Annotated in this window: 19 protein-coding genes and 1 riboswitch; of the genes, 6 read left to right on the top strand and 13 right to left on the bottom strand. The window is 76.4% G+C overall.

The annotated features are described in order from the left end of the window. The first annotated feature begins 1 nt into the window (after position 1). Entirely contained in the window at positions 2-1,183 is a 1,182-nt protein-coding gene (locus ACI79D_RS03550) for a MarP family serine protease (RefSeq protein ID WP_456916928.1), read from the top strand. A 105-nt stretch (positions 1,184-1,288) separates the two neighbouring features. On the opposite strand, the gene ACI79D_RS03555 is transcribed toward ACI79D_RS03550, so the two are convergent. The 6 genes from ACI79D_RS03555 to ACI79D_RS03580 form a co-directional block, all read right to left on the bottom strand. Then, positions 1,289-2,215, bottom strand: coding sequence for an alpha/beta fold hydrolase (locus ACI79D_RS03555; protein WP_456916929.1), 927 nt, complete (start codon positions 2,213-2,215; stop codon positions 1,289-1,291). A 19-nt stretch (positions 2,216-2,234) separates the two neighbouring features. Continuing rightward, positions 2,235-2,738, bottom strand: a complete 504-nt coding sequence (locus tag ACI79D_RS03560) for a phage holin family protein (RefSeq protein ID WP_456916930.1) — start codon at positions 2,736-2,738, stop codon at positions 2,235-2,237. Positions 2,739-2,889: 151 nt separating this feature from the next. Beyond that, positions 2,890-4,842, bottom strand: a complete 1,953-nt coding sequence (gene acs / locus ACI79D_RS03565) for an acetate--CoA ligase (RefSeq protein ID WP_456916931.1) — start codon at positions 4,840-4,842, stop codon at positions 2,890-2,892. Positions 4,843-5,036: 194 nt separating this feature from the next. Then, on the bottom strand, positions 5,037-6,179 hold the full coding sequence (gene hflX, locus ACI79D_RS03570; protein WP_456916932.1) for a GTPase HflX: 1,143 nt from the start codon (positions 6,177-6,179) through the stop codon (positions 5,037-5,039). Between the two features lie 116 nt (positions 6,180-6,295). Beyond that, positions 6,296-7,315 carry an S-adenosylmethionine:tRNA ribosyltransferase-isomerase gene (locus ACI79D_RS03575; RefSeq protein ID WP_456916933.1) on the bottom strand — a complete coding sequence of 340 codons (1,020 nt, stop codon included), beginning with the start codon at positions 7,313-7,315 and terminating at the stop codon, positions 6,296-6,298. Next, entirely contained in the window at positions 7,312-8,007 is a 696-nt protein-coding gene (locus ACI79D_RS03580) for an SDR family NAD(P)-dependent oxidoreductase (RefSeq protein WP_456916935.1), read from the bottom strand. Before ACI79D_RS03580 ends, ACI79D_RS03575 begins: the two co-directional genes overlap by 4 nt. A 71-nt stretch (positions 8,008-8,078) precedes the next feature. Between ACI79D_RS03580 and soxR the strand changes: the two genes are divergently transcribed. The 3 genes from soxR to ACI79D_RS03595 all read left to right on the top strand — a co-directional run bounded on the left by soxR (position 8,079) and on the right by ACI79D_RS03595 (position 10,408). Then, positions 8,079-8,549, top strand: coding sequence for a redox-sensitive transcriptional activator SoxR (gene soxR, locus ACI79D_RS03585; RefSeq protein WP_456916937.1), 471 nt, complete (start codon positions 8,079-8,081; stop codon positions 8,547-8,549). A 70-nt stretch (positions 8,550-8,619) separates the two neighbouring features. Beyond that, positions 8,620-9,471, top strand: coding sequence for a 4,5-DOPA-extradiol-dioxygenase (ygiD, locus tag ACI79D_RS03590; protein WP_456916938.1), 852 nt, complete (start codon positions 8,620-8,622; stop codon positions 9,469-9,471). 100 nt (positions 9,472-9,571) lie between these two features. Next, entirely contained in the window at positions 9,572-10,408 is an 837-nt protein-coding gene (locus tag ACI79D_RS03595; protein WP_456916939.1) for a hypothetical protein, read from the top strand. Between the two features lie 40 nt (positions 10,409-10,448). On the opposite strand, the gene cobA is transcribed toward ACI79D_RS03595, so the two are convergent. The 7 genes from cobA to ACI79D_RS03630 form a co-directional block, all read right to left on the bottom strand. After that, the gene (cobA, locus tag ACI79D_RS03600) at positions 10,449-11,708 is read right to left on the bottom strand and encodes a uroporphyrinogen-III C-methyltransferase (RefSeq protein WP_456916941.1); all 1,260 of its coding nucleotides are present in this window, start codon (positions 11,706-11,708) and stop codon (positions 10,449-10,451) included. 67 nt (positions 11,709-11,775) lie between these two features. Continuing rightward, complete coding sequence (cobT, locus tag ACI79D_RS03605) at positions 11,776-12,876, bottom strand: nicotinate-nucleotide--dimethylbenzimidazole phosphoribosyltransferase (protein WP_456917216.1); 1,101 nt, start codon at positions 12,874-12,876, stop codon at positions 11,776-11,778. Beyond that, positions 12,873-13,952 (bottom strand): Rv2231c family pyridoxal phosphate-dependent protein CobC, encoded by a 1,080-nt coding sequence (cobC, locus tag ACI79D_RS03610; protein ID WP_456916942.1) that lies wholly within the window; start codon positions 13,950-13,952, stop codon positions 12,873-12,875. Before cobC ends, cobT begins: the two co-directional genes overlap by 4 nt. After that, a complete protein-coding gene (locus ACI79D_RS03615) occupies positions 13,945-14,292 on the bottom strand; it encodes a cobalamin biosynthesis protein (RefSeq protein WP_456916943.1) in 348 nt (115 codons plus the stop codon). Before ACI79D_RS03615 ends, cobC begins: the two co-directional genes overlap by 8 nt. Then, positions 14,289-15,662, bottom strand: coding sequence for a cobyrinate a,c-diamide synthase (locus ACI79D_RS03620; RefSeq protein WP_456916945.1), 1,374 nt, complete (start codon positions 15,660-15,662; stop codon positions 14,289-14,291). The genes ACI79D_RS03615 and ACI79D_RS03620 overlap by 4 nt, the downstream gene beginning before the upstream one ends. Beyond that, complete coding sequence (cobO, locus tag ACI79D_RS03625) at positions 15,659-16,273, bottom strand: cob(I)yrinic acid a,c-diamide adenosyltransferase (RefSeq protein WP_456916946.1); 615 nt, start codon at positions 16,271-16,273, stop codon at positions 15,659-15,661. The genes ACI79D_RS03620 and cobO overlap by 4 nt, the downstream gene beginning before the upstream one ends. Before the next feature lies 1 nt (position 16,274). Then, entirely contained in the window at positions 16,275-18,269 is a 1,995-nt protein-coding gene (locus ACI79D_RS03630) for a putative cobaltochelatase (RefSeq protein WP_456916947.1), read from the bottom strand. 57 nt (positions 18,270-18,326) lie between these two features. Next, positions 18,327-18,453: riboswitch (cobalamin riboswitch) on the bottom strand. Between the two features lie 103 nt (positions 18,454-18,556). Between ACI79D_RS03630 and ACI79D_RS03635 the strand changes: the two genes are divergently transcribed. Then, complete coding sequence (locus tag ACI79D_RS03635) at positions 18,557-19,006, top strand: hypothetical protein (RefSeq protein ID WP_456916948.1); 450 nt, start codon at positions 18,557-18,559, stop codon at positions 19,004-19,006. Next, complete coding sequence (locus ACI79D_RS03640; RefSeq protein WP_456916949.1) at positions 19,003-19,296, top strand: transcriptional regulator; 294 nt, start codon at positions 19,003-19,005, stop codon at positions 19,294-19,296. The genes ACI79D_RS03635 and ACI79D_RS03640 overlap by 4 nt, the downstream gene beginning before the upstream one ends. Positions 19,297-19,364: the final 68 nt, after the last annotated feature.

Raw genomic sequence — 19,364 nt, forward strand, 5'->3', positions numbered from 1 at the left:
GATGTCGTTCGTGGACCTGGTCATCATCGTCCTCGCGCTGGTCTTCGCCTTCTCCGGCTTCCGGCAGGGCCTCGTCGTCTCGGCCGCGTCGTTCTTCGGGTTCTTCGGCGGCGCGGTGCTCGGCGCGCAGCTGTCGGGCACGGTCGCCGACCGGGTCGACGGCTCGCCGGTGACCCGTGTGTTCGTCGCCCTGGTCGTGGTCCTCGCCGGTGCCCTGCTGGGGCAGTTGCTGGCCGGCGCGGTCGGCCGGGCGATCCGCCGGCGGGTGACCTGGGAGCCGGCCAAGGTGGTCGACTCGATCGCCGGCGCGGTGCTCTCGGCGGCGGCGGTGCTCCTGGTCGCCTGGATGGTCGCCAGCCCGCTGGCGCTGGCGCCGTTCCCCGAGGTGGCCGGCCAGGTGAAGCAGTCGTCGCTGGTGCAGGCGGTCGACCGCACGGTGCCCGACGGGGTGCGAGCGGTCTACGACTCGCTGCGCGGGGCGATCGAGCGGCCCGGCCTGCCCGACGTCCTCGACCCGCTGACGTCCACCGAGGCCCGGGACGTCCCGGCGCCGGACCAGGCGCTGGAGACCAGCCCGGTGGTCGCCTCGGTGCAGGGCTCGGTGGTGCAGATCAGCGGCGTCGCGCCGTCCTGCTCGCGGCAGATCGACGGCTCCGGCTTCGTCTACGCCCGGGAGCGGGTGCTGACCAACGCGCACGTCCTGGCCGGCGTGACCGACCCGGTGGTCACCGCGGAGGGGGAGGAGTACGGCGCCACCCCGGTCTACGTCGACGAGGAGACCGACATCGCGGTGCTCGCCGTCCCCGGGCTGCCGCAGGTGCCGCTGACCTTCGCCGCCGGGCCCGTGGACACCGGCGCGGACGCGATCATCATGGGCTACCCCGGCGGCGGCGACCTGTTCGTCGGCCCGGCCCGGGTGCGCGACCGGCGGGACATCAGCGGGCCGGACTTCCGGGACTCCCGGACCGTCGTCCGCGACGTCTACCAGCTCTACGGCGAGGTGCGGGCCGGCAACTCGGGCGGTCCGCTGTTCGACCGCGAGGGGCACGTGCTCGGCGTCGTGTTCGCCTCGGCGATCGACGACCCGCAGACCGGCTACGCGCTGACCAACGCCCAGGTCGCCGACGCGGTGTCGGCCGGGACCACGGCCACGGCACCGGTCCCCACGGGCGCCTGCGAATAGAAGGACCCCGTCCTCCCGCCCCTTCGCAGGCTCAGGGCGGGACCCGGGACGGGGCCGGCCGCGGGGCACTGCAGGGGAGCCGCTGACGCCCTGGGCGGGGGCCGATCAGCGGGCCCAGGCGGTCAGGGCGGCGCTGACCTCGTCGGAGGCCTCCTCGTGGGGGAAGTGGCCGACGTCGGGCAGCTCGCGCCACTCGTAGGCGCCGGCGACGTAACGGCCCGACCCGCGGGCGGACGACGGCAGCACGTACGCGTCGAGGCCCCCGTGCAGCTGCAGCGTGGGCGCGGTGACCGGCGCGGCCATCCGGCGGGCGTAGCGCAGCCCGTCGGGGCGCAGCTGGGAGCGGCCGGCCCAGCGGAAGTACTCCATCGATCCGTAGGCGGCCTGGGGGATGCGCGCCGCCGACCGGTAGCGGGTCACCGCCTCGGCGAAGTCGGTCGTCGACGTCCAGGCCGGCCCGGCCCAGCGGCGCATCAGCTCGGCCACCGGGTCGTCGTCGGCGCGGGTGAGCCTCCGCTCGGGCAGCCGCGGCAGCTGGAAGCCCAGCATGTGGCGCAGCGCGCGTCGCTGGGCGCCGTTCCGCAGGGCCGCGCGCAGCATCCGCGGGTGCGCCATGGAGAGCACCGCCAGCCGGCGCACGCTGCGCGGGTGCAGGGCGGCCACCGTCCAGGCGACCAGCCCGCCCCAGTCGTGCCCGACGACGACGGCGTCCCGCTCGCCGAGGGCGCGCACCAGGGCGGCGACGTCGGCGGCCGCGGTGGGGAGGTCGTAGCCGCGGGGCGGCTTGTCGCTGCCCCCGTACCCGCGCAGGTCTGGGGCGACGGCGCGGAACCCGGCCGCGGCCAGCGCGGGCAGCTGGGCCCGCCAGCTCCACCAGAACTCGGGGAAGCCGTGCAGCAGCAGGACCAGCGGTCCCTCGCCGGCCTCGGCGACGTGCAGCCGGACGCCGTTGGCCGACAGGTCGCGGTGCGTCCAGGGACCGGGCAGCAGGACGCTGGTGGCGTCGGGCGGCTCCTCCTCGGGGACGCTCACGACCGGCGCGCGGCCCGGGTCAGACGCGGTAGTTCTCGCTGCCGCGCAGCTGCACGCGGCCGTTGCTCACCGTCGGCACCTCGCGGCGGCGCTCGCCCGGGGCCTCCCGGTGGACGACCGCGGGCAGCTCGCGCAGCGTCTCCAGTGTCCGCTCCGGCTTCTCGATCTTCTTGATCTGCCCGCGGCCGACGACGGCGGCGATCGCGGCCAGCAGCACGAAGAACGCCCAGACGATCAGGTAGGAGATCCAGCGCTGGAGGCCCAGCCAGGTGAGGAACTCGGCGATCGTGATGAAGAGGAAGACCGTGGAGACGCCCAGCAGGACGCCGGCGGCGCCGAACGCCCCGGCGCCGATGCCGGCCTTCTTCGCCGACTTCCCGACCTCGGCCTTGGCCAGCTCGATCTCGCTGCGGATCAGCGTCGACATGTCCGCCATGGCGCTCTGGACGAGGACGCCGATGGAGGGCTCCTCCGCGCCGGCGGGCCGGCCCAGGGGCGGGGTCGACGATGCGCTGTGGGCCACGGGGGCGCCTCCTGAGGTCGATGGCGGTTACGGGCCGCCGGGCGGGCGGTCCACCTGGGGGAATGGTGCCCCATGATCACCGGGCGCGCGTCCCCGGTGTCCCCCTAGCGGAGTGCGGGAGCGCAGGAGAGCTGCGCTCCCGCACTCCGTCTCAGTCCTCCGAGGACGCCGACGCCGGCAGCTTGTCCTTGATCAGGTTCATCACCGACGAGTCGGTGAGCGTGGTGACGTCGCCCAGCTCGCGGTTCTCCGCGACGTCCCGCAGCAGCCGGCGCATGATCTTGCCCGACCGGGTCTTGGGCAGCTCCTGGACGACCATGATCTGGCGCGGGCTGGCGATCGGGCCGATGTCCTTGCGGACGTGCAGGCGCAGCTCCTTGACCAGGTCCTCGCCGGAGTCCTCGGCGTTGCCCCGCAGGATGACGAACGCGACGATGCCCTGCCCGGTGGTCGGGTCGCTGGCGCCGACGACCGCGGCCTCGGCGACCGCGGGGTGGGCGACCAGCGAGGACTCGACCTCGGTGGTGGAGATGCGGTGACCGGAGACGTTCATGACGTCGTCCACCCGGCCCAGCAGCCAGATGTCGCCCTCGGCGTCCTTCTTGGCGCCGTCCCCGGCGAAGTAGACGTCCTTGCCGAACCGCGACCAGTAGGTGTCGACGTAGCGGTCGTCGTCGCCCCAGATGGTGCGCAGCATCGACGGCCACGGCTCGGTGAGCACGAGCAGCCCGGTGGTGTCGTCGCCGAGCTCGTTGCCCTCGTCGTCGACGACCTTGGCCGAGATGCCCGGGAACGGGGTCTGGGCCGAGCCGGGCTTGAGGTTCGTGACGCCCGGCAGCGGGTTGATCATGTGGGCGCCGGTCTCGGTCTGCCACCAGGTGTCGACGATCGGGCAGCGCCCGCCGCCGATGTTCTGGTGGTACCACAGCCAGGCCTCGGGGTTGATCGGTTCGCCGACCGACCCGAGGATGCGCAGGCTGGTCAGGTCGAAGCCTGCGGGGATGTCCTCGCCCCACTTCATGAACGTGCGAATCACCGTGGGGGCGGTGTAGAGGATCGAGACCCGGTACTTCTCGATGAGCTCGAACCAGCGGCCGCGGTGCGGGGTCTCCGGCGTCCCCTCGTACATGACGCTGGTGGCCCGGTTGGAGAGCGGCCCGTAGACGATGTAGCTGTGGCCGGTGACCCAGCCGACGTCGGCGGCGGTCCAGAAGACGTCGGTGTCGGCCTTGAGGTCGAAGCTCGCCCAGTGCGTGAAGCTGACCTGGGTCAGGTAGCCGCCGCTGGTGTGCAGGATGCCCTTCGGCTTCGCCGTGGTCCCCGACGTGTACATGATGTACAGCGGGTGCTCGGCGTCGAACGCCTCGGGCGTGTGCTCGGTGGACTGCCGGTCGACCAGGTCGTGCCACCACACGTCGCGGCCCTCGGTCATCTCGACGTCCTGCTCGGTCCGCCGGACGACGATGACGCTGCGCACGCCCTCGGTCCGGGTCAGCGCCTCGTCGACGTTGGGCTTGAGCGCGCTCGGCGCCCCGCGGCGGTAGCCGCCGTCGGCGGTGACGACCACCTGGGCCTGCGCGTCGGTGATCCGGCTGGCCAGGGCGTCGGGGGAGAAGCCGCCGAAGACCACCATGTGCACCGCACCGATGCGGGCGCAGGCGAGCATGGTGATCACCGCCTCGGGGATCATCGGCATGTAGATGGCGACCCGGTCGCCGGTCTGCACGCCCAGCTCGAGCAGCGCGTTGGCGGCCTTGCAGACCTCGTCCTTGAGCTGCGCGTAGGTGATCGTCCGGGTGTCGCCGGGCTCGCCCTCCCAGTGGTAGGCGACCTGGTCGCCGTGGCCGGCCTCGACGTGCCGGTCCACGCAGTTGTAGGCGACGTTGAGCTTGCCGCCGACGAACCACTTGGCGAAGGGCGGGTTGGTCCAGTCGAGGACCTGGTCCCACGGCTGCGCCCAGGTCAGCCGCTCGGCCTGCTTCGCCCAGAACGCCAGCCGGTCGCGCGACGCCTCCTCGTAGACGTCGGGACCCACGTTGGCCTGGGCGGCCAGCTGCTCGGGCACCGGGAACCGGCGGCCCTCCACCTCGGTCGTCTCGCTCACGACTACCTCCTGCGTGTCCGACGCCGCGACGGCGCGACGTGCTCCCCGCCACACCGTATGGTCCGGGGCCGTCTCGCGTCTGCCCCGTGCAACGTGGCTGCAGCGAGGTGCCGGGAGCCCGGGCCGGCACCACGCACGGACCACCCGCGCCGGCGGGTGGACGGCAGGGCTCGAGGAGGCGCCGAGCGCGGGCGCTACCGCTGGTCCAGCGCCGTCTCCACGGCCCGCCGCAGGTCGTCGAGCCCGTCGCCGGTGAGCGCCGAGACGGGGACGGCGTCGGGATAGGCCGCCCGCAGCGCGGCGAGCCACTCCGGCGGGGCGACGTCGACCTTGTTGAGCGCGAGCAGCTCGGTCTTGTCCCGGGCGCCGATCTCGTAGAGCACGCCGCGGACCGTCGTCACCTGGGCCATCGCGTCGGGGGCCGAGGAGTCCACGACGTGCAGCACCAGGTCGGCCTCGGTGACCTCCTCCAGGGTGGAGCGGAACGCGTCGACCAGCTGGTGCGGCAGGTGGCGGACGAAGCCGACGGTGTCGCTGAGCGTGTACTCCCGGCCCGACGGCGTGCGGGCCTGGCGGACGGTCGGGTCCAGCGTGGCGAACAGCGCGTCCTGCACCAGGACGTCGGCGCCGGCCAGCCGGTTCATCAGCGCGGACTTCCCGGCGTTGGTGTACCCGGTCAGCGCCACCGAGGGCACCCGGTTGCGCCGGCGCCGCAGCCGCGTCCGCTCCCGGCGCCGGGCGGTCTCCTGCACCTGGCGGCGCAGCTGGGTGATCCGCCGGCGCAGGTGCCGCCGCTGCCGCTCCAGCCGCATCTCACCGGGCCCGCGGACGCCGGTGCCCGCCCCGCCCGCCGTCCGCCCGCCGCCGATCCGGGACAGCTCCGTGCCGTGCCCGGTCAGCCGGGGCAGCTGGTAGGCCAGCTGGGCGAGCTCCACCTGCGCCTTGCCCTCACTGCTGCGCGCGTGCTGGGCGAAGATGTCCAGGATCAGCGCCGTCCGGTCCACGACCCGGGCACCGAGGCGGTCCTCCAGGTTGCGCACCTGGGCCGGGGAGAGGTCGCCGTCGGCGATGACGAGGGCGGCGTCCCGCTGCCGGACCAGGTCGGCCAGCTCGGTGACCTTGCCCGAGCCCAGGTAGGTGGCCGGGTCGGGCCGGTCGCGCGCCTGCACCAGCCGGCCGACGACGTCCACGCCGTCGGTCTCGGCCAGCCGCGCGAGCTCGTCGAGGGGGTCGGCGGCTCCGTCGCCCCCCGCGCGCACGCCCAGCAGCACCGCGCGGGCGCCGTCCTCGTCGTCGCCGCGCTCGGCCTCCGCGCCGAGCAGCCACGTCCCTGGCACGGGCACCTCCCGGGGTCCGGGCGCACCGCCCGGTCCAAGGCCGGAGACGTCCGACCGTCCTGGCCGCAGCTCCGGCACCGCCAGCCTTCCCCCGACCCGGCCGTCCCACACCTCGCTCAGGGCAGGAAGAGCATCGTGTCGCCGTACTCGTGCCAGAGGTAGCTGCCGGCGGCGGCGTGGGCGTACGCCCGCTCGACGAGCGCCCGCCCGGCGACCGCCTCCAGCAGCAGCAGGTGGCTCGCGTCGGGTGCGTGCAGGCCGGTGACCAGCCCGGTGACCGCGCGGGCGGGGCGGTCGGGGCCGAGCACGAGGTCGGTCCAGCCGGCCGCCGGGCGGGTGACGCCGTCCTCGCCGGTCGCGGTCTCCAGCGCGCGCGTCACGGTCGTGCCGACGGCGACGACCCGCCCCCCGGCCTCGCGGGTGGCGGTGACCAGGCGGGCGGTGACCTCCGGGACGTCGAAGCGCTCCGGCGCGGGCGGCTCGTGCAGCTCGGGGCTGGAGACCCCGGCGTGCAGCACCACCGGGACGACGGGCACCCCGCGGGCCATGAGCCGCACCAGCAGCCGGTCGGTGAAGGGCCGCCCGGCGCTGGCGTTCTCCGCGCTGCCCGGCTCGGTCGCGTAGACGTTCTGCGCGTCGGCGAGGGTCGGGGCGGTGCGCAGGTAGCCGTAGCGGATCGGCTGCCCGTGGCGGGCGAGGTGCGCTCCCCGGTCGGCGTGCGGCTCGGTCCGGGCCCGCCACAGCCGAGAGGGGTGGGCCGGGTCCGGGAACGCCGCGAGCAGCCGCAGTCGCACGCCGCCGGGGAGGTCGAGCTCGGTGCCCGGCTCCACGCCGCGGTCGGGTCCGTCGCCGTCCGGCCGGCGGACCTCGACCACCCAGTCGCCGTCGTCCAGCGCCGTCGACACGTGCAGGGGGACGGTCGTGCCGTCGGCCCGGCGGACGTCGAGCCGCGCCGGCAGCGTCGCCGAGGTGTTGACCACGACCAGGTCGCCGGGCTCGAGGTGCTCGGGCAGGTCCCGGAAGACGGCGTCGTGCAGGCCGGCGGGCCGGACGACGAGCAGGCGGACCTCGTCGCGGGCCAGGCCGCGGTGCTCGGGCGGCGCGGTCGCCTCGGCGCCCATGGCCACGGCGCTCATCGCGCGGCCTCCGCGCCGACGGCGAGCTCGGCGGCCCGGTAGCGGCCGCTGGGCCGGCCGCCCTCGACCAGTCGCAGCAGGGAGGGGACGACGTCCTCCGGGGCCGGCAGCCCGGTCGCGTCGGGGTCGGCGGCCCGGTGCATGTCGGTGGCCATGTCGCCGGGGTCGACCGCGTGGACGTGCAGCGCCGGGTGCTCGACGGCGAGGACGGCGGTCAGCAGGTCGAGTGCGGCCTTGCTCGCGCCGTACCCGCCCCAGCCCTCGTAGGCCTCGACCGCGGCGTCGCTGCTGATGTCGAGCACCGTGCCGCCGGCCCGCTCGAGCGCCGGCAGCACCGCCTGGACCAGGGCGAGCGGCGCGACGGTGTTCACCGCGAGCACCCGTTCCAGCGCTGCCGGCGGCAGGTCGGCGAGCCGGGGGAGCGGGGTGGGGCCGAGCTCGCTGGCGTTGTTGACCAGCAGGTCCAGACGGTCGCCGACGGCCGCGGCGAGGGCGGCCCGGTGCGCGGGGTCGGCGACGTCCCCGGGGACGGCGGTGACCAGGTCCGGGCGGGGCAGGGCGGCGACCGCGGCGGCGAGGCGGTCGGGGTCGCGGCCGTCGACGACGAGGCGCCAGCCGCGCCGGGCGAGGGCCTGGGTGAGGGCGGCGCCGAGGCCGCGGGACGCTCCGGTGACGAGTGCGGTGCGAGTCATGCCGCCACGGTGGAACCTGAAGTGCACTCGAGGTCAATACTTGGAGTCGACTTCAATTCGAGGAGGTCGTCGTGGCGGACGAGCTGACCATCGGGCAGGTGGCCGAGCGGGCCGGGATCGCGGCGTCGGCGCTGCGGTACTACGAGGCCCAGGGGCTCATCGCGGCGTCCCGGACGGCCGGCGGAGCCCGTCGCTTCCCGCGCAGCGTCCTGCGCCGGCTGGCGTTCATCCGGGCCGCGCAGAACGTCGGGCTCACCCTGCCGGAGATCCGGACGGCGCTGGCCACGCTGCCCGAGGGGCGGACGCCGTCGGCGCGGGACTGGGCGCGGCTGTCGCAGGGCTGGCGGGACCGGCTCGACGAGCAGATCGCGGCGCTGGTGCAGCTGCGCGACGGGCTCAGCTCGTGCATCGGCTGCGGCTGCCTGTCCCTGACCCGGTGCGCGCTGTCCAACCCCGGCGACGTCGCCGCGGGCGAGGGCCCGGGGGCGCGCTGGCTGTCCCCGGCGCTGCGCCGGGTGCCGCCGGTGTCCAACGCGGGGTGAGGCGTTCCCTCGCCCTCCCGGCCGGGTGCGGGAGATGATCGACCGACCGCCGTCGGGAGGGGGAGGTCGCATGTCCGTCATGCCCGCCGCGTTCTTCGGCCACGGGAACCCGATGAACGCGCTCGAGAAGAACCGCTACACCGAGGCGTGGCGCGCGTTCGGGGAGTCGGTGCCGCGGCCGCGGGCGATCCTCGTCGTCTCCGCGCACTGGTACGTGCACGCCACCGCGGTGACCGCGATGCCGCAGCCGCGCACCATCCACGACTTCTTCGGCTTCCCCCGCGAGCTGTTCGACGTCAGCTACGACGCGCCGGGCCTGCCGGAGCTGTACCAGGAGGTCGCCGACATCGTCCACCCGACCTGGGTGGGCGCCGACCGGGACAGCTGGGGCATCGACCACGGCACATGGTCGGTGCTGCGGCACGCGTTCCCCGACGCCGACATCCCGGTCGTGCAGCTGTCGATCAACGCGCTCAAGCCGTTCGACTACCACCTGCAGCTCGGCGCCTCCCTCGCGCCGCTGCGGGAGGACGGCGTGCTGGTGATCGGCAGCGGGAACGTCGTGCACAACCTCGGCGGGGTGAGCCGGGCGATGCCCGACGGCGGGTTCGACTGGGCGCGCCGGTTCGACGAGCAGGCGCAGGAGTTCATGCAGCTCGAGCCGACCGAGGTGCTCCGCCTCGACGGGCACCGCGACTACGACCTCGCCGTCCCGACGCCGGACCACTTCCTGCCGCTGCTCTACGTCGCCGGGATCGCCGGGGCGACCGGGACGACCGCGGACGTCCTGGTCGACGGCTACGCCTACGGGTCGCTGTCGATGACCGCCTACACCGTCGGCATGACCCCGCCGTCCGCGGAGGGCAGCGGGTTCGCCGCGCCGCTGCCGGAGGACCCACCCCCGGACGGCGCCAACATCTGACGGCTGCGTGCTCCCCGCCGGTCGCGACAGCGGTCCCCGGCCACCGTTCGGCCCCATGATGTGACCGGCGGGTTCCGGAACCCCGCCGAGGAGGCTGGTCGTGCTGCGGCGCCGGACCGTCGTCTCGATCTCCCACGGGGGCGCCGTGGTGGTCCCGCTGCTGGACGCGGCGCTGGTCCTCTCCGGAGTGCTCGACCTCCGGACCGGTGTGCTGGTCGGGGTCGTCCTGGAGGCGCTGCTGTTGGTGGTCGTCGCCGGAGAGGCCGTGGTGTTCCGGCGCGCGTACCGCTCCGCCCGCAGGTCGGGGGCGTCGCGCGCCCCGGCCGTCGTGGCCGGGCTCCAGGCGGCGTGGCCGCCGGTGCTCCTCCGGCTGGCCCGGGCGGAGGCCGGGCTGTTCCGCGCGATGTGGTGGGCCGTGCGCCGGCGCCGGAGTGTGGGCGCCGGGGACACCCCGCTGCCCTACGCCGGCCGGTTCGGCCTGGTGGTGGCCGTGATCTGCTTCCTGGGGGCGCTGGAGACCGTCGTCGTCCACGTGCTGCTCCCGTGGGAGACCGTGCGGTGGGTGCTGCTGGCCGTGTCCGTGTACGCGCTGGTGTGGATGGTCGGCTTCGGCCTGTCCCTGCGCCAGCACCCGCACCTGGTCGGGGAGGAGGTGCTGGTGCTGCGGTTCGGCCACTTCCGGTCGGTCACCGTCCCGCTCGCCGGGGTCGTGGCGGTGCGGCGCCGCGTGGAGACCGGTCACCGGCGCACCGTCGTCTGCGACGGCGACCGGCTGGTGGTGTCGGTCATGGGTGACACGAACGTCGAACTGCGCGTCGACCCGACGGTGCGCCTCGCCGACCAGGCCGCCCCGGTCGCCCGCGTGGCGTTCTACGTCGACGACCCCGCCGCGGCGGTCCGGGAGCTGCGCACCCGGGCGCCGGACCGGGCGGGCTGAGCCGGCCGGACGTTCCCGCGGGAACGTGCGGCCCGTCCGCTCAGCGGGGCGAGCCGAGCTCCGCAGAGAGCCGGACCACCTCGCCGACGACCCACACCGCGGGCGGCCGGATGCCCTCCTCCGCCAGCGCCTTGCCCAGCCCTGCCAGGGTCGTGCGCACCGTGCGCTGGGTGGGCGTGGAGCCGTCGGCGACCACGGCGACCGGCGTCTCCGGGTCGCGGCCGTGCTCGACCAGCGCAGCGGCGATCGCCGGGGCGGTGTCGACGCCCATGAGGACGACGAGGGTGCCCCGCAACCGCGCCAGCGCCGGCCAGTCGACCAGCGACTGCGGGTGGCCGGGCGGCACGTGCCCGGAGACGACGACGAACTCGTGGGTGAGTCCGCGGTGCGTGACCGGGATGCCGGCCAGCCCCGGCACGCCGATCGCGCTGGTCACCCCGGGGACCACCTCCACCGGCACGCCGGCGGCCGCACACGCCGCCAGTTCCTCCATGCCGCGGCCGAAGACGAACGGGTCGCCGCCCTTGAGCCGCACCACCCGCCGGCCGGCCCGGGCGTGCTCGACCAGCAGTGCGTTGATCTGCTCCTGGGCCATGTACCGCCCGCGCGGCAGCTTGGAGGCGTCGATGACCTCGACGTCGGCCGGCAGCGAGGCCAGCAGCGACTGCGGCGCGAGGTGGTCGGCGATCACGACGTCGGCCTGGGACACCGCCTGCTGGCCGCGCACGGTGACCAGCCCCGGGTCGCCAGGTCCGCCGCCCACGAGGACGACGGTGCCCGGCCGCCCCTCCGGTGCGGCGCGGGCCGCCCGGTCGCGGATGCTGCCGTCGGTGAGCCCGGCGACGACCGCGTCCCGGACGGCGACGGCCCGCTGCGGGTCGCCGCCGCCGTGCACGCCCACGACGAGGTCGCCCTGCCGCCCGACGGCGGGGGTCCAGACGCTGGACGCCGCGCGGTCGTCGGCGCGGGCGCAGAACACCCGGGACCGCTCGGCCTCCTCCGCGACGGCGGCGTTGACCGCGGGGTCGTCGGTGGCGGCGACCGCGTACCAGGCGCCGTCGAGGTCGCCGGGCCGGTAGCCGCGCCGCAGCCAGGTGACCGCGCCGGGCCCGACCAGCGCCTCCAGGGCGGGCGTGACCTCCGGGCTGACCACGGTCACCCGGGCGCGGGCCTCGAGCAGGCCGGCCACCCGGCGGTGGGCGACCTGGCCGCCGCCGACGACCACGACCCTCCGGTCGAGCAGCCGCAGCCCCACCGGGTAGACCACTCCCGACGCGGGGTCGACCGGCGTGGCGTTCACGCTCGCCCCGCGCCGGCGCCCGCCCCGAGCAGGAGCGGGAGCGACGTCGCTCCGCGGGTGCGGTCGCTCACTGGCCCTTCTCCGTGACGCCGGCGGAGTCGAAGGTGGCCACGTCGCGCAGCGCCCGCGCCGCGCTGGCCACCAGCGGCAGCGCCAGGAGGGCGCCGGTGCCCTCGCCCAGGCGCAGGTCCAGCCCGAGCAGCGGTCGCAGGCCCAGGGCGCGCAGCGCGAGGGCGTGCCCGGGCTCGGCCGACGTGTGCCCGGCCAGCGCGTGCTCCAGCGCGGTCGGGCACAGCGCGGCAGCGACCAGGGCGGCGGAGCCCGCGATGACGCCGTCGAGCAGCACCGGCACCCGGGCGGCCGCCGCCCCGAGCACGAACCCGGCGAGCGCGGCGTGCTCCAGGCCGCCCACCTCGGCGAGGACGGCCAACGCCGCCTCCGGGGTCGCCGGCCGGGTCGGCACGCGGGCCGCGGCGCGACCGACGACCTCGACCTTGCGGGCCAGCGTCGGGTCGTCGACGCCGGTGCCCCGGCCGGTGGCCTCGGCCGGGGTCGCGCCGGTGAACGCGCAGACCAGTGCCGCCGACGCGGTGGTGTTGGTGATCCCCATGTCGCCGGTGACCAGACAGCCGTGGTCGGCGGCGAGGGCCGTCGCCACCTCGATGCCCACTTCGACCGCCCGCTGGGCCTCCTCTCCGGTCATGGCCGGGCCGACGGCGAGGTCGGCGGTGCCGGAACGCACCTTGCGGGCGAGCAGCGCCGCGCTCGGCTCGACCGCGTACGGGGTCGCCACCCCGACGTCCACGACGACGACGTCGGCGCCGAGCTGCGCGGCGAACGCGTTGACCACCGCGCCGCCGTGGACGAGGTTGGCCACCATCTGCGCGGTGACCTCCTGCGGCCACGGGGTCACGCGCTGGGCGTGCACCCCGTGGTCGGCGGCGAAGACCGCGACCGCGGCCGGTGCGGGCAGCGGCGGCGGGCACTGGCCGGCGGTGCCGGCGAGCTGCGCGGCGACGTCCTCGAGGACGCCGAGGGAGCCCGGCGGCTTGGTCATCCGGTCCAGCCGGTTGCGGGCGGCGCGCTCGGCCGCGCCGTCCCGCGGCGCGACCGCGGCGATCGTCTCGCCCAGCAGGGTGCCCGCGAACGGGGCCGGATCGGTGCTCAGCGGATCTCCTCGGGCAGGCGGGGCGCGGCCCGCGGCGTCGGTGGCGCGGGAGGGATCCCCTCCAGGATCGCAGCCAGGGCCGCGGCGAACGCACGCGAGGTCGCCGGAGCGCGGACGGCGACCCGCAGGTGGTCGACGTCCAGACCGGGGAAGGTGTCGCCGCGGCGCACCGCCCAGCCCCGCGCGCGCAGCTCCGCGCGGACCCGCTCGCCGCCGGGCACCCGCAGCAGCACGAACGACGACCGCGGCTCGGCGAGGACCTCGACCTCCGGCGGCAGCGCCTGCACCAGCACCTCCCGGTGGTCGATGAGGTGGTGGGCCGCCGCGGTGGCCTCGGCGCGGGCCTCCGGCCGGGTGCACGCGACGAGCGCGGCCAGGGCCGGGGTGGCCAGCGGCCAGTGCGGCTGGGCGGCGCCGAGGGCGGCCACCAGGTCGGCCGGGCCCAGGCAGTAGCCCACCCGCAACCCGGCCAGGCCCCAGGTCTTGGTCAGGCTGCGCACCACGAGCAGCCCCGGCAGGTCGGAGCGGCCGGCGAGGGACTCCGGCTCGCCGGGCACCGTGTCGGCGAACGCCTCGTCGACGACGAGCACCCGGCCGGGCCGGGCCAGCGCGGCGACGTCCCGCTGCGGGTGCAGCACCGAGGTCGGGTTGGTCGGGTTGCCGAGCACCACCAGGTCGGCGTCGTCCGGGACGGCGGCCGGGTCCAGCCGGAACCGCGGAGCCGCCAGCAGCAGCCGCTCGACCGGGTGCCCGGCGGCGCGCAGCGCGGCCTCCGGCTCGGTGAACGACGGGTGGACGACGACCGCCCGGCGCGGTCGCAGGGCCCGCGCGACCAGGGTGAACGCCTCGGCCGCGCCCGCGGTGAGCAGCACCTCCTGCGGCGGGCGGCCGTGTGCCGCGGCGACCGCGGCACGGGCCGGCCCGGCGTCGGGGTACTCGGCGCAGTCGTCGAGCGCCTCGTGCAGCATCGCCCGGAGCCACGGCGGCGGCGTACCCGGGCGCACGTTGACGGCGAGGTCGACCAGGCCCGGGGCCAGCTCGGCGTCCCCGTGGTGGCCCAGGTCGGGCTCACTCACCGGCCACCGCCACCGTGACCCGGCCGACCACCGTCCGGCCGACGAGCAGCGTGCCCCCGCCGAGCAGCGCGGCGGCCTCGGCGACCGAGGGCGTCCCGACCGCGGCGGCCACCCGGGCCGACGGCGCCGGCACCGGGACGGCGGCCAGTGCTGCCGCCGGGTGCCCCGCCACCGACCAGCCGCGGGCCGCCGCGGCCGCCCGCAGGCCCGGCTCCGCGACGCGGGCGTCGAGCGTGGCCAGCCGGACGCCGTCGGCCCCGGCGGGCAGGACGGCGTCCACCGCGGCCAGGACCTCCGCGGCCTCGACCCCCGGGCGCGCGCCCACTCCGACGACGATCACCGCGCCACCCCCGCCGGGACCGCGCAGGCGGCCACGAACCGCTCGGCGAGGACCGGGGAGCCGGCCCAGTTCAGGTGCAGGTAGCTCGCGTGGACGCCGCCCTCGACGAACCCCTCCGGCGCGGCGCCGGCCCAGCGCCAGGCCGGGCGCGCCCCGGCGACCGGCGTGACGACGGTGCGGTGGAACTCGTGCCCCCGCACCCGGGTGCCGGCCGGAGCGAGCGCCGAGTCGGTGAGGGCGACGGCCTCGCGGTACCCGAGCGTGAGGCGGGGCGACATGGCCGCGTCGGCGGCCAGGACCCCGCACATCGGGACGCCGTCCAGGCTGCGGGCCAGGTACAGCAGCCCCGCGCACTCGGCGGCGACCGGGGCGCCCCGCTCCGCGAGCGCGGCGACGTCCGCCCGCAGCGCGGCGTTGGCCGACAGCTGCGCGGCGTGCACCTCGGGGAACCCGCCGCCGACCACCAGCCCGGAAGTCCCCTCGGGGAGGTGCTCGTCGCGCAGCGGGTCGACGGTCACCACCTCGGCGCCCGCGGCCTCGAGCAGCTCGGTGTTCTCCGCGTAGCCGAAGGTGAACGCCGCACCCCCGGCGACGGCGATCCGCGGCCGGCCCTCGGCCCGCCGCACCTCGGCGGCGGGGTCCCACGGGACGGCGTCCAGGCCGGGGGCGGAGCGGGCCAGCCGGAGGACGGCGTCCAGGTCCAGTGCCCCGGCGACCACCTCGCCGAGCCGCCGCACCGTGGCCAGCGCCTCGGCCGACCGCTCGGCGGCGGGCACCAGGCCCAGGTGCCGGGAGGGCGTGACCAGCTCGTCCAGCCGCCGGACCGCCCCGAGGACCGGCACCCCCGACGCGCCGAGGGCCTCCCGCAGGATCTCCTCGTGGCGGTCGCTGCCGACCCGGTTGAGGACGACGCCGCCCATCCGCACCGTCGGGTCGAACGTGGCGAAGCCGTGCACCAGCGCCGCGACGCTCTGCGCCTGCGCGGAGGCGTCCACGACCAGCACCACCGGGGCGCGCAGCAGCCGGGCCACGTGCGCGGTGGAGGCGAACCCGGGCTCGACGGCCGGGGAGGTGGCGCCGTCGAACAGGCCCATGACCCCCTCGACGACCGCGACGTCGGCGCCCCGGGCCCCGTGCAGGAACAGCGGGACCACCCGCTCCTCTCCGACCAGGACCGGGTCGAGGTTGCGCCCCGGCCGCCCGGCGGCCAGGCCCGCGTAGCCGGGGTCGATGTAGTCGGGGCCGACCTTGTGCGGGGAGACGGCCAGCCCGCGCGCGGTGAGGGCGGCGACCAGCCCGGTGGTGACCGACGTCTTGCCCGCGTTGCTCGCCGGGGCGGCGATCACGACCCGGGGGACGGCTGCGGTCACCACTCGATCCCCCGCTGGCCCTTCTGGCCGGCGTCCATCGGGTGCTTGACCTTGGTCATCTCCACGACCAGGTCGGCGGCCTCGACCAGCGCCGGTGGCGCGTTGCGGCCGGTGACCACCACGTGCTGGGTGCCGGGGCGGTTGGTCAGGGTCTCCACGACCTCGTCGACGTCCACCCAGCCCCACGTCAGCGGGTAGGTGAACTCGTCGAGCACGTAGAAGCGGTGGGCCTCGGCGGCGAGGTCGCGCTTGATCTGCGCCCAGCCCTCCGCGGCGTCGGCGGCGTGGTCGACCTCGGTGCCCTGCCGGCGCGACCAGCTCCACCCCGAACCCATCTTGTGCCAGACGACGGGGCCGCCCTCGCCGGTCTGCTCGTGCAGCCGGCCCAGCGCGGTCAGCGCGGTCTCCTCGCCGACCTTCCACTTCGCGCTCTTGACGAACTGGTAGACCGCGATCGGCCAGCCCTGGTTCCACGCCCGCATCGCCATGCCGAACGCGGCGGTCGACTTGCCCTTCATCTCCCCGGTGTGGACGGCGAGGATCGGCCGGTTGCGCCGCGCCCGCGTGGTCAGCCCGTCGTCGGGGACCGCGGTCACCTGGCCCTTCGGCACGTCAGGCCACCTCGCGCGCGCTGCGGACGGTCGCCGCCAGCGACTCGGCGGCCAGCTCCTCCAGCCGCAGCGTCCGCGCGCCGAGAGCGGCGCCGAGTGCGCCGGCCAGCCCCAGCCGCACCGGCCCGGACTCGCAGTCGACGACGACGCTCGCGACCCCGGTGGCGGCCAGCAGGCCGGCCGCGGCGTGCGCGTCCGCGACCGCGGTGGCGCCGCGGACCCCCGTCGCCCGGCCGTCGGTGACGACGACCAGCAGCGGGCGGCGCTGCGGATCGCGGACCCGCTCCACCCGGAGCGTCTCGTGCGCGCGCAGCAGCCCGGCCGCCAGCGGCGTGCGCCCGCCGGTCGGCAGTTCGCGCAGCCGGGCCGCGGCCGCCTCGACCGACCAGGTCGGGGGGAGCGCCAGCTCGGCGCCGGTGCCGCGGAAGGTGACCAGGCCGACCTTGTCCCGCCGCTGGTAGGCGTCGAGCAGCAGCGACAGGACGGCGCCCTTCACCGCGCCCATCCGCGACCGCGACCCCATCGAGCCGCTGGCGTCGACGACGAAGAGCACGAGGTTGCCCTCGCGGCCCTCCAGCGTGGCCTGCCGCAGGTCGCCGCGCGCGAGGCGCAGCCCCGGGCCGGTGCGGCCGCGGGCCCGCTGGTGCGGCGCGGCCGCGAGCACCGTGTCGGTCAGGTGCAGCCGGGTCACCGTGCCGCGCGGGCGGGTCGAGCCGACCACGCGGCCCCGGTCGGAGCGGGCCCGGGAGCGCCGTCCGGCCACGCCCGTGCCGATGCCGGGCACCTCCAGCCGGCGGGTGCGGAACGGGTCCGACGGCGCCACGGCCGCCCGCTCCGGCGCCGGCCCCGGGTCCTCCTCGCGCGCGGAACCGCTGTCGAGATCACGGGATGTCGGCGCGTCGTCGGGTCCGGAGCCGCCGTCGTCCGGGCCGCCGGGGTCGCCGCCGGACGGGCCGTCGTCGTCGGGGCCGTCGTCGTCGGGATCCTCGGGGCGGGCATCGGCGAGGGCCTGGTCGAGGGTCTGCTGGTCCAGGCCCGGCGCGTCGAAGGGGTTGCGCCGGCGGCGGTGGGGGAGGGCCAGCCGGGCGGCCACCCGCACGTCGTCCTCGGTGACCTCCTCGCGCCCGCACCAGGCGGCGTGCGCGATCGCGGCCCGGGCGGTGACCAGGTCCGCGCGCAGCCCGTCGACGTCGAAGGCGGCGCAGACCGCGGTCACCTGGCGCAGCGCGTCGTCGGAGAGGACGACGTGCGGCAGCCGGGCGCGGGCGTCGGCGATGCGGCCGGCCAGCGCCGCCTCCTCGGCGGCCCACGCCGCGGCGAACCCGGCCGGGTCGGCGTCGTGGGCGAACCGGCGGCGCACCACCTCGGCCCGCTCGGCCGGGTCACGGGGCGCGGCGACCTCCACGGTCAGCCCGAACCGGTCCAGCAGCTGCGGGCGCAGCTCGCCCTCCTCGGGGTTCATCGTCCCCACCAGCAGGAACCGGGCCGCGTGCCGCACCGAGACGCCCTCGCGCTCGACGTAGGCGGTGCCCAGCGCCGCGGCGTCCAGCAGCAGGTCGACCAGGTGGTCGTGCAGCAGGTTGACCTCGTCGACGTAGAGCACGCCGCGGTGCGCGGCGGCCAGCAGCCCCGGCTCGAACGCCTTGACGCCCTCGGTGAGCGCCCGCTCGAGGTCCAGCGAGCCGACGACGCGGTCCTCCGAGGCGCCGACCGGCAGCTCGACCAGCCGGGCCGGCCGCGTCCGGCCGGGGGCGTCCGCGTCGTGCGGGCCGTCCGGGCAGGCCGGGTCCGGGGCGGCGGGGTCGCAGGCGAACCGGCAGCCGGTGACGACGTCCACCGGCGGCAGGACGGCGGCCAGCGCGCGCACCGTCGTCGACTTCGCCGTCCCCTTCTCGCCGCGGACGAGCACGCCGCCGACCGCGGGGGAGACGGCGTTGAGCAGCAGGGCCAGGCGCATGTCGTCCATGCCGACGACGGCGCCGAAGGGATAGGTCACCCGGGCGTCCTTCCTCCCCGGGTGTCCACGCCCGGAGGGAGCAGGGACGACGGCGGGAGTCTCCTGGCTGCCGGATCGCCGTCCGCCCCCGACCTTCCCGTCCCCGCGGGGACAGTGGCCGAGCGTGGGGGCCGACTCCCCGGTCACAGTGGCGGGACCGCGCCGGAGTTCCACCGGGCTTCCTCCACTGCCGTCGCTGTGGCCCGGTCATGCAACCACGCCGCCGCGGCGCGCGGACAGTCGCCCGTCTCTTGACGAGTTGGAAAGTGACCGCCACACTTTCCGACATGGAAAGCAACGGGGTCTCCGACCGCACCGCCGCCGCCGCGCAGCTCGCCGCCCTGCAGGCCGACCGGGAGGCGCTGGCCGACCGGGTCCTGCAGCCCTGGTGGTACGACGTCGCGCTGGGACTGCTGCTCTTCGGCTTCCTGTCCTCCTACGCCTTCGACTCGCTGTGGGTGACCTTCCCGGCCGTGATCGTGTTCATGGGCGGCCTGGGCGCCCTGGTGTCGGCCTACAAGCACATGACCGGGATCTGGGTGACCGTCAGCCCCGGCGCCATGGCGGTCTGGGCGGCGATCGTGCTGCCCGTCCTGATCGCCGCGTTCGTCCTCGCCGAGGGCTTCGACCAGCACTGGGTGATGGTCGTGGCCGGGGCGGTGCTCGGCCTGGCGGCGGCGCTGCTCAGCCGCCGCTGGGGCCGCGCCCTCGCCGCGGAGATGCGGAGCTCCCTGTGACCGCGACGGCCCCGCGGTTCGACACGGTGATCCACCCACCGCCGCGGCTGCAGATCTGCGGCCTGCTGGCCGCGGTCGACACCATGGAGTTCGCGGCCGTCCGGGACCGGGTCGGGGTGAGCGACTCCGTCCTCTCCAAGCACGTCCGGCAGTTGGAGGAGGCCGGGTACGTGAAGGCGCACAAGGCCACCATCGCCTCGCGCCAGCGCACCAGTCTGGCGCTCACCAAGGACGGTCGGCGCGCCTTCGACGCCCACGTGGCCGAACTGCGGCGGATCGCCGGAGTCTGAGGAAGGACCCCTCTGCCCCCCACGACGGATGGACCCCGTCCTCCCCACCCCTCGCAGGCTCGGGGCGG

Source organism: Geodermatophilus sp. SYSU D00708 (genome assembly GCF_054050115.1).

What these genes read in the sequence shown, in the direction of transcription:
- ACI79D_RS03550 (WP_456916928.1), top strand. Translation starts at nt 2, where the DNA reads ATGTCGTTCGTGGACCTGGTCATCATCGTCCTCGCGCTGGTCTTCGCC.
- ACI79D_RS03580 (WP_456916935.1), bottom strand. Translation starts at nt 8,007, where the DNA reads ATGACTCGCACCGCACTCGTCACCGGAGCGTCCCGCGGCCTCGGCGCC.
- ACI79D_RS03635 (WP_456916948.1), top strand. Translation starts at nt 18,557, where the DNA reads ATGGAAAGCAACGGGGTCTCCGACCGCACCGCCGCCGCCGCGCAGCTC.
- ACI79D_RS03575 (WP_456916933.1), bottom strand. Translation starts at nt 7,315, where the DNA reads ATGAGCGCCGTGGCCATGGGCGCCGAGGCGACCGCGCCGCCCGAGCAC.
- ygiD (WP_456916938.1), top strand. Translation starts at nt 8,620, where the DNA reads ATGTCCGTCATGCCCGCCGCGTTCTTCGGCCACGGGAACCCGATGAAC.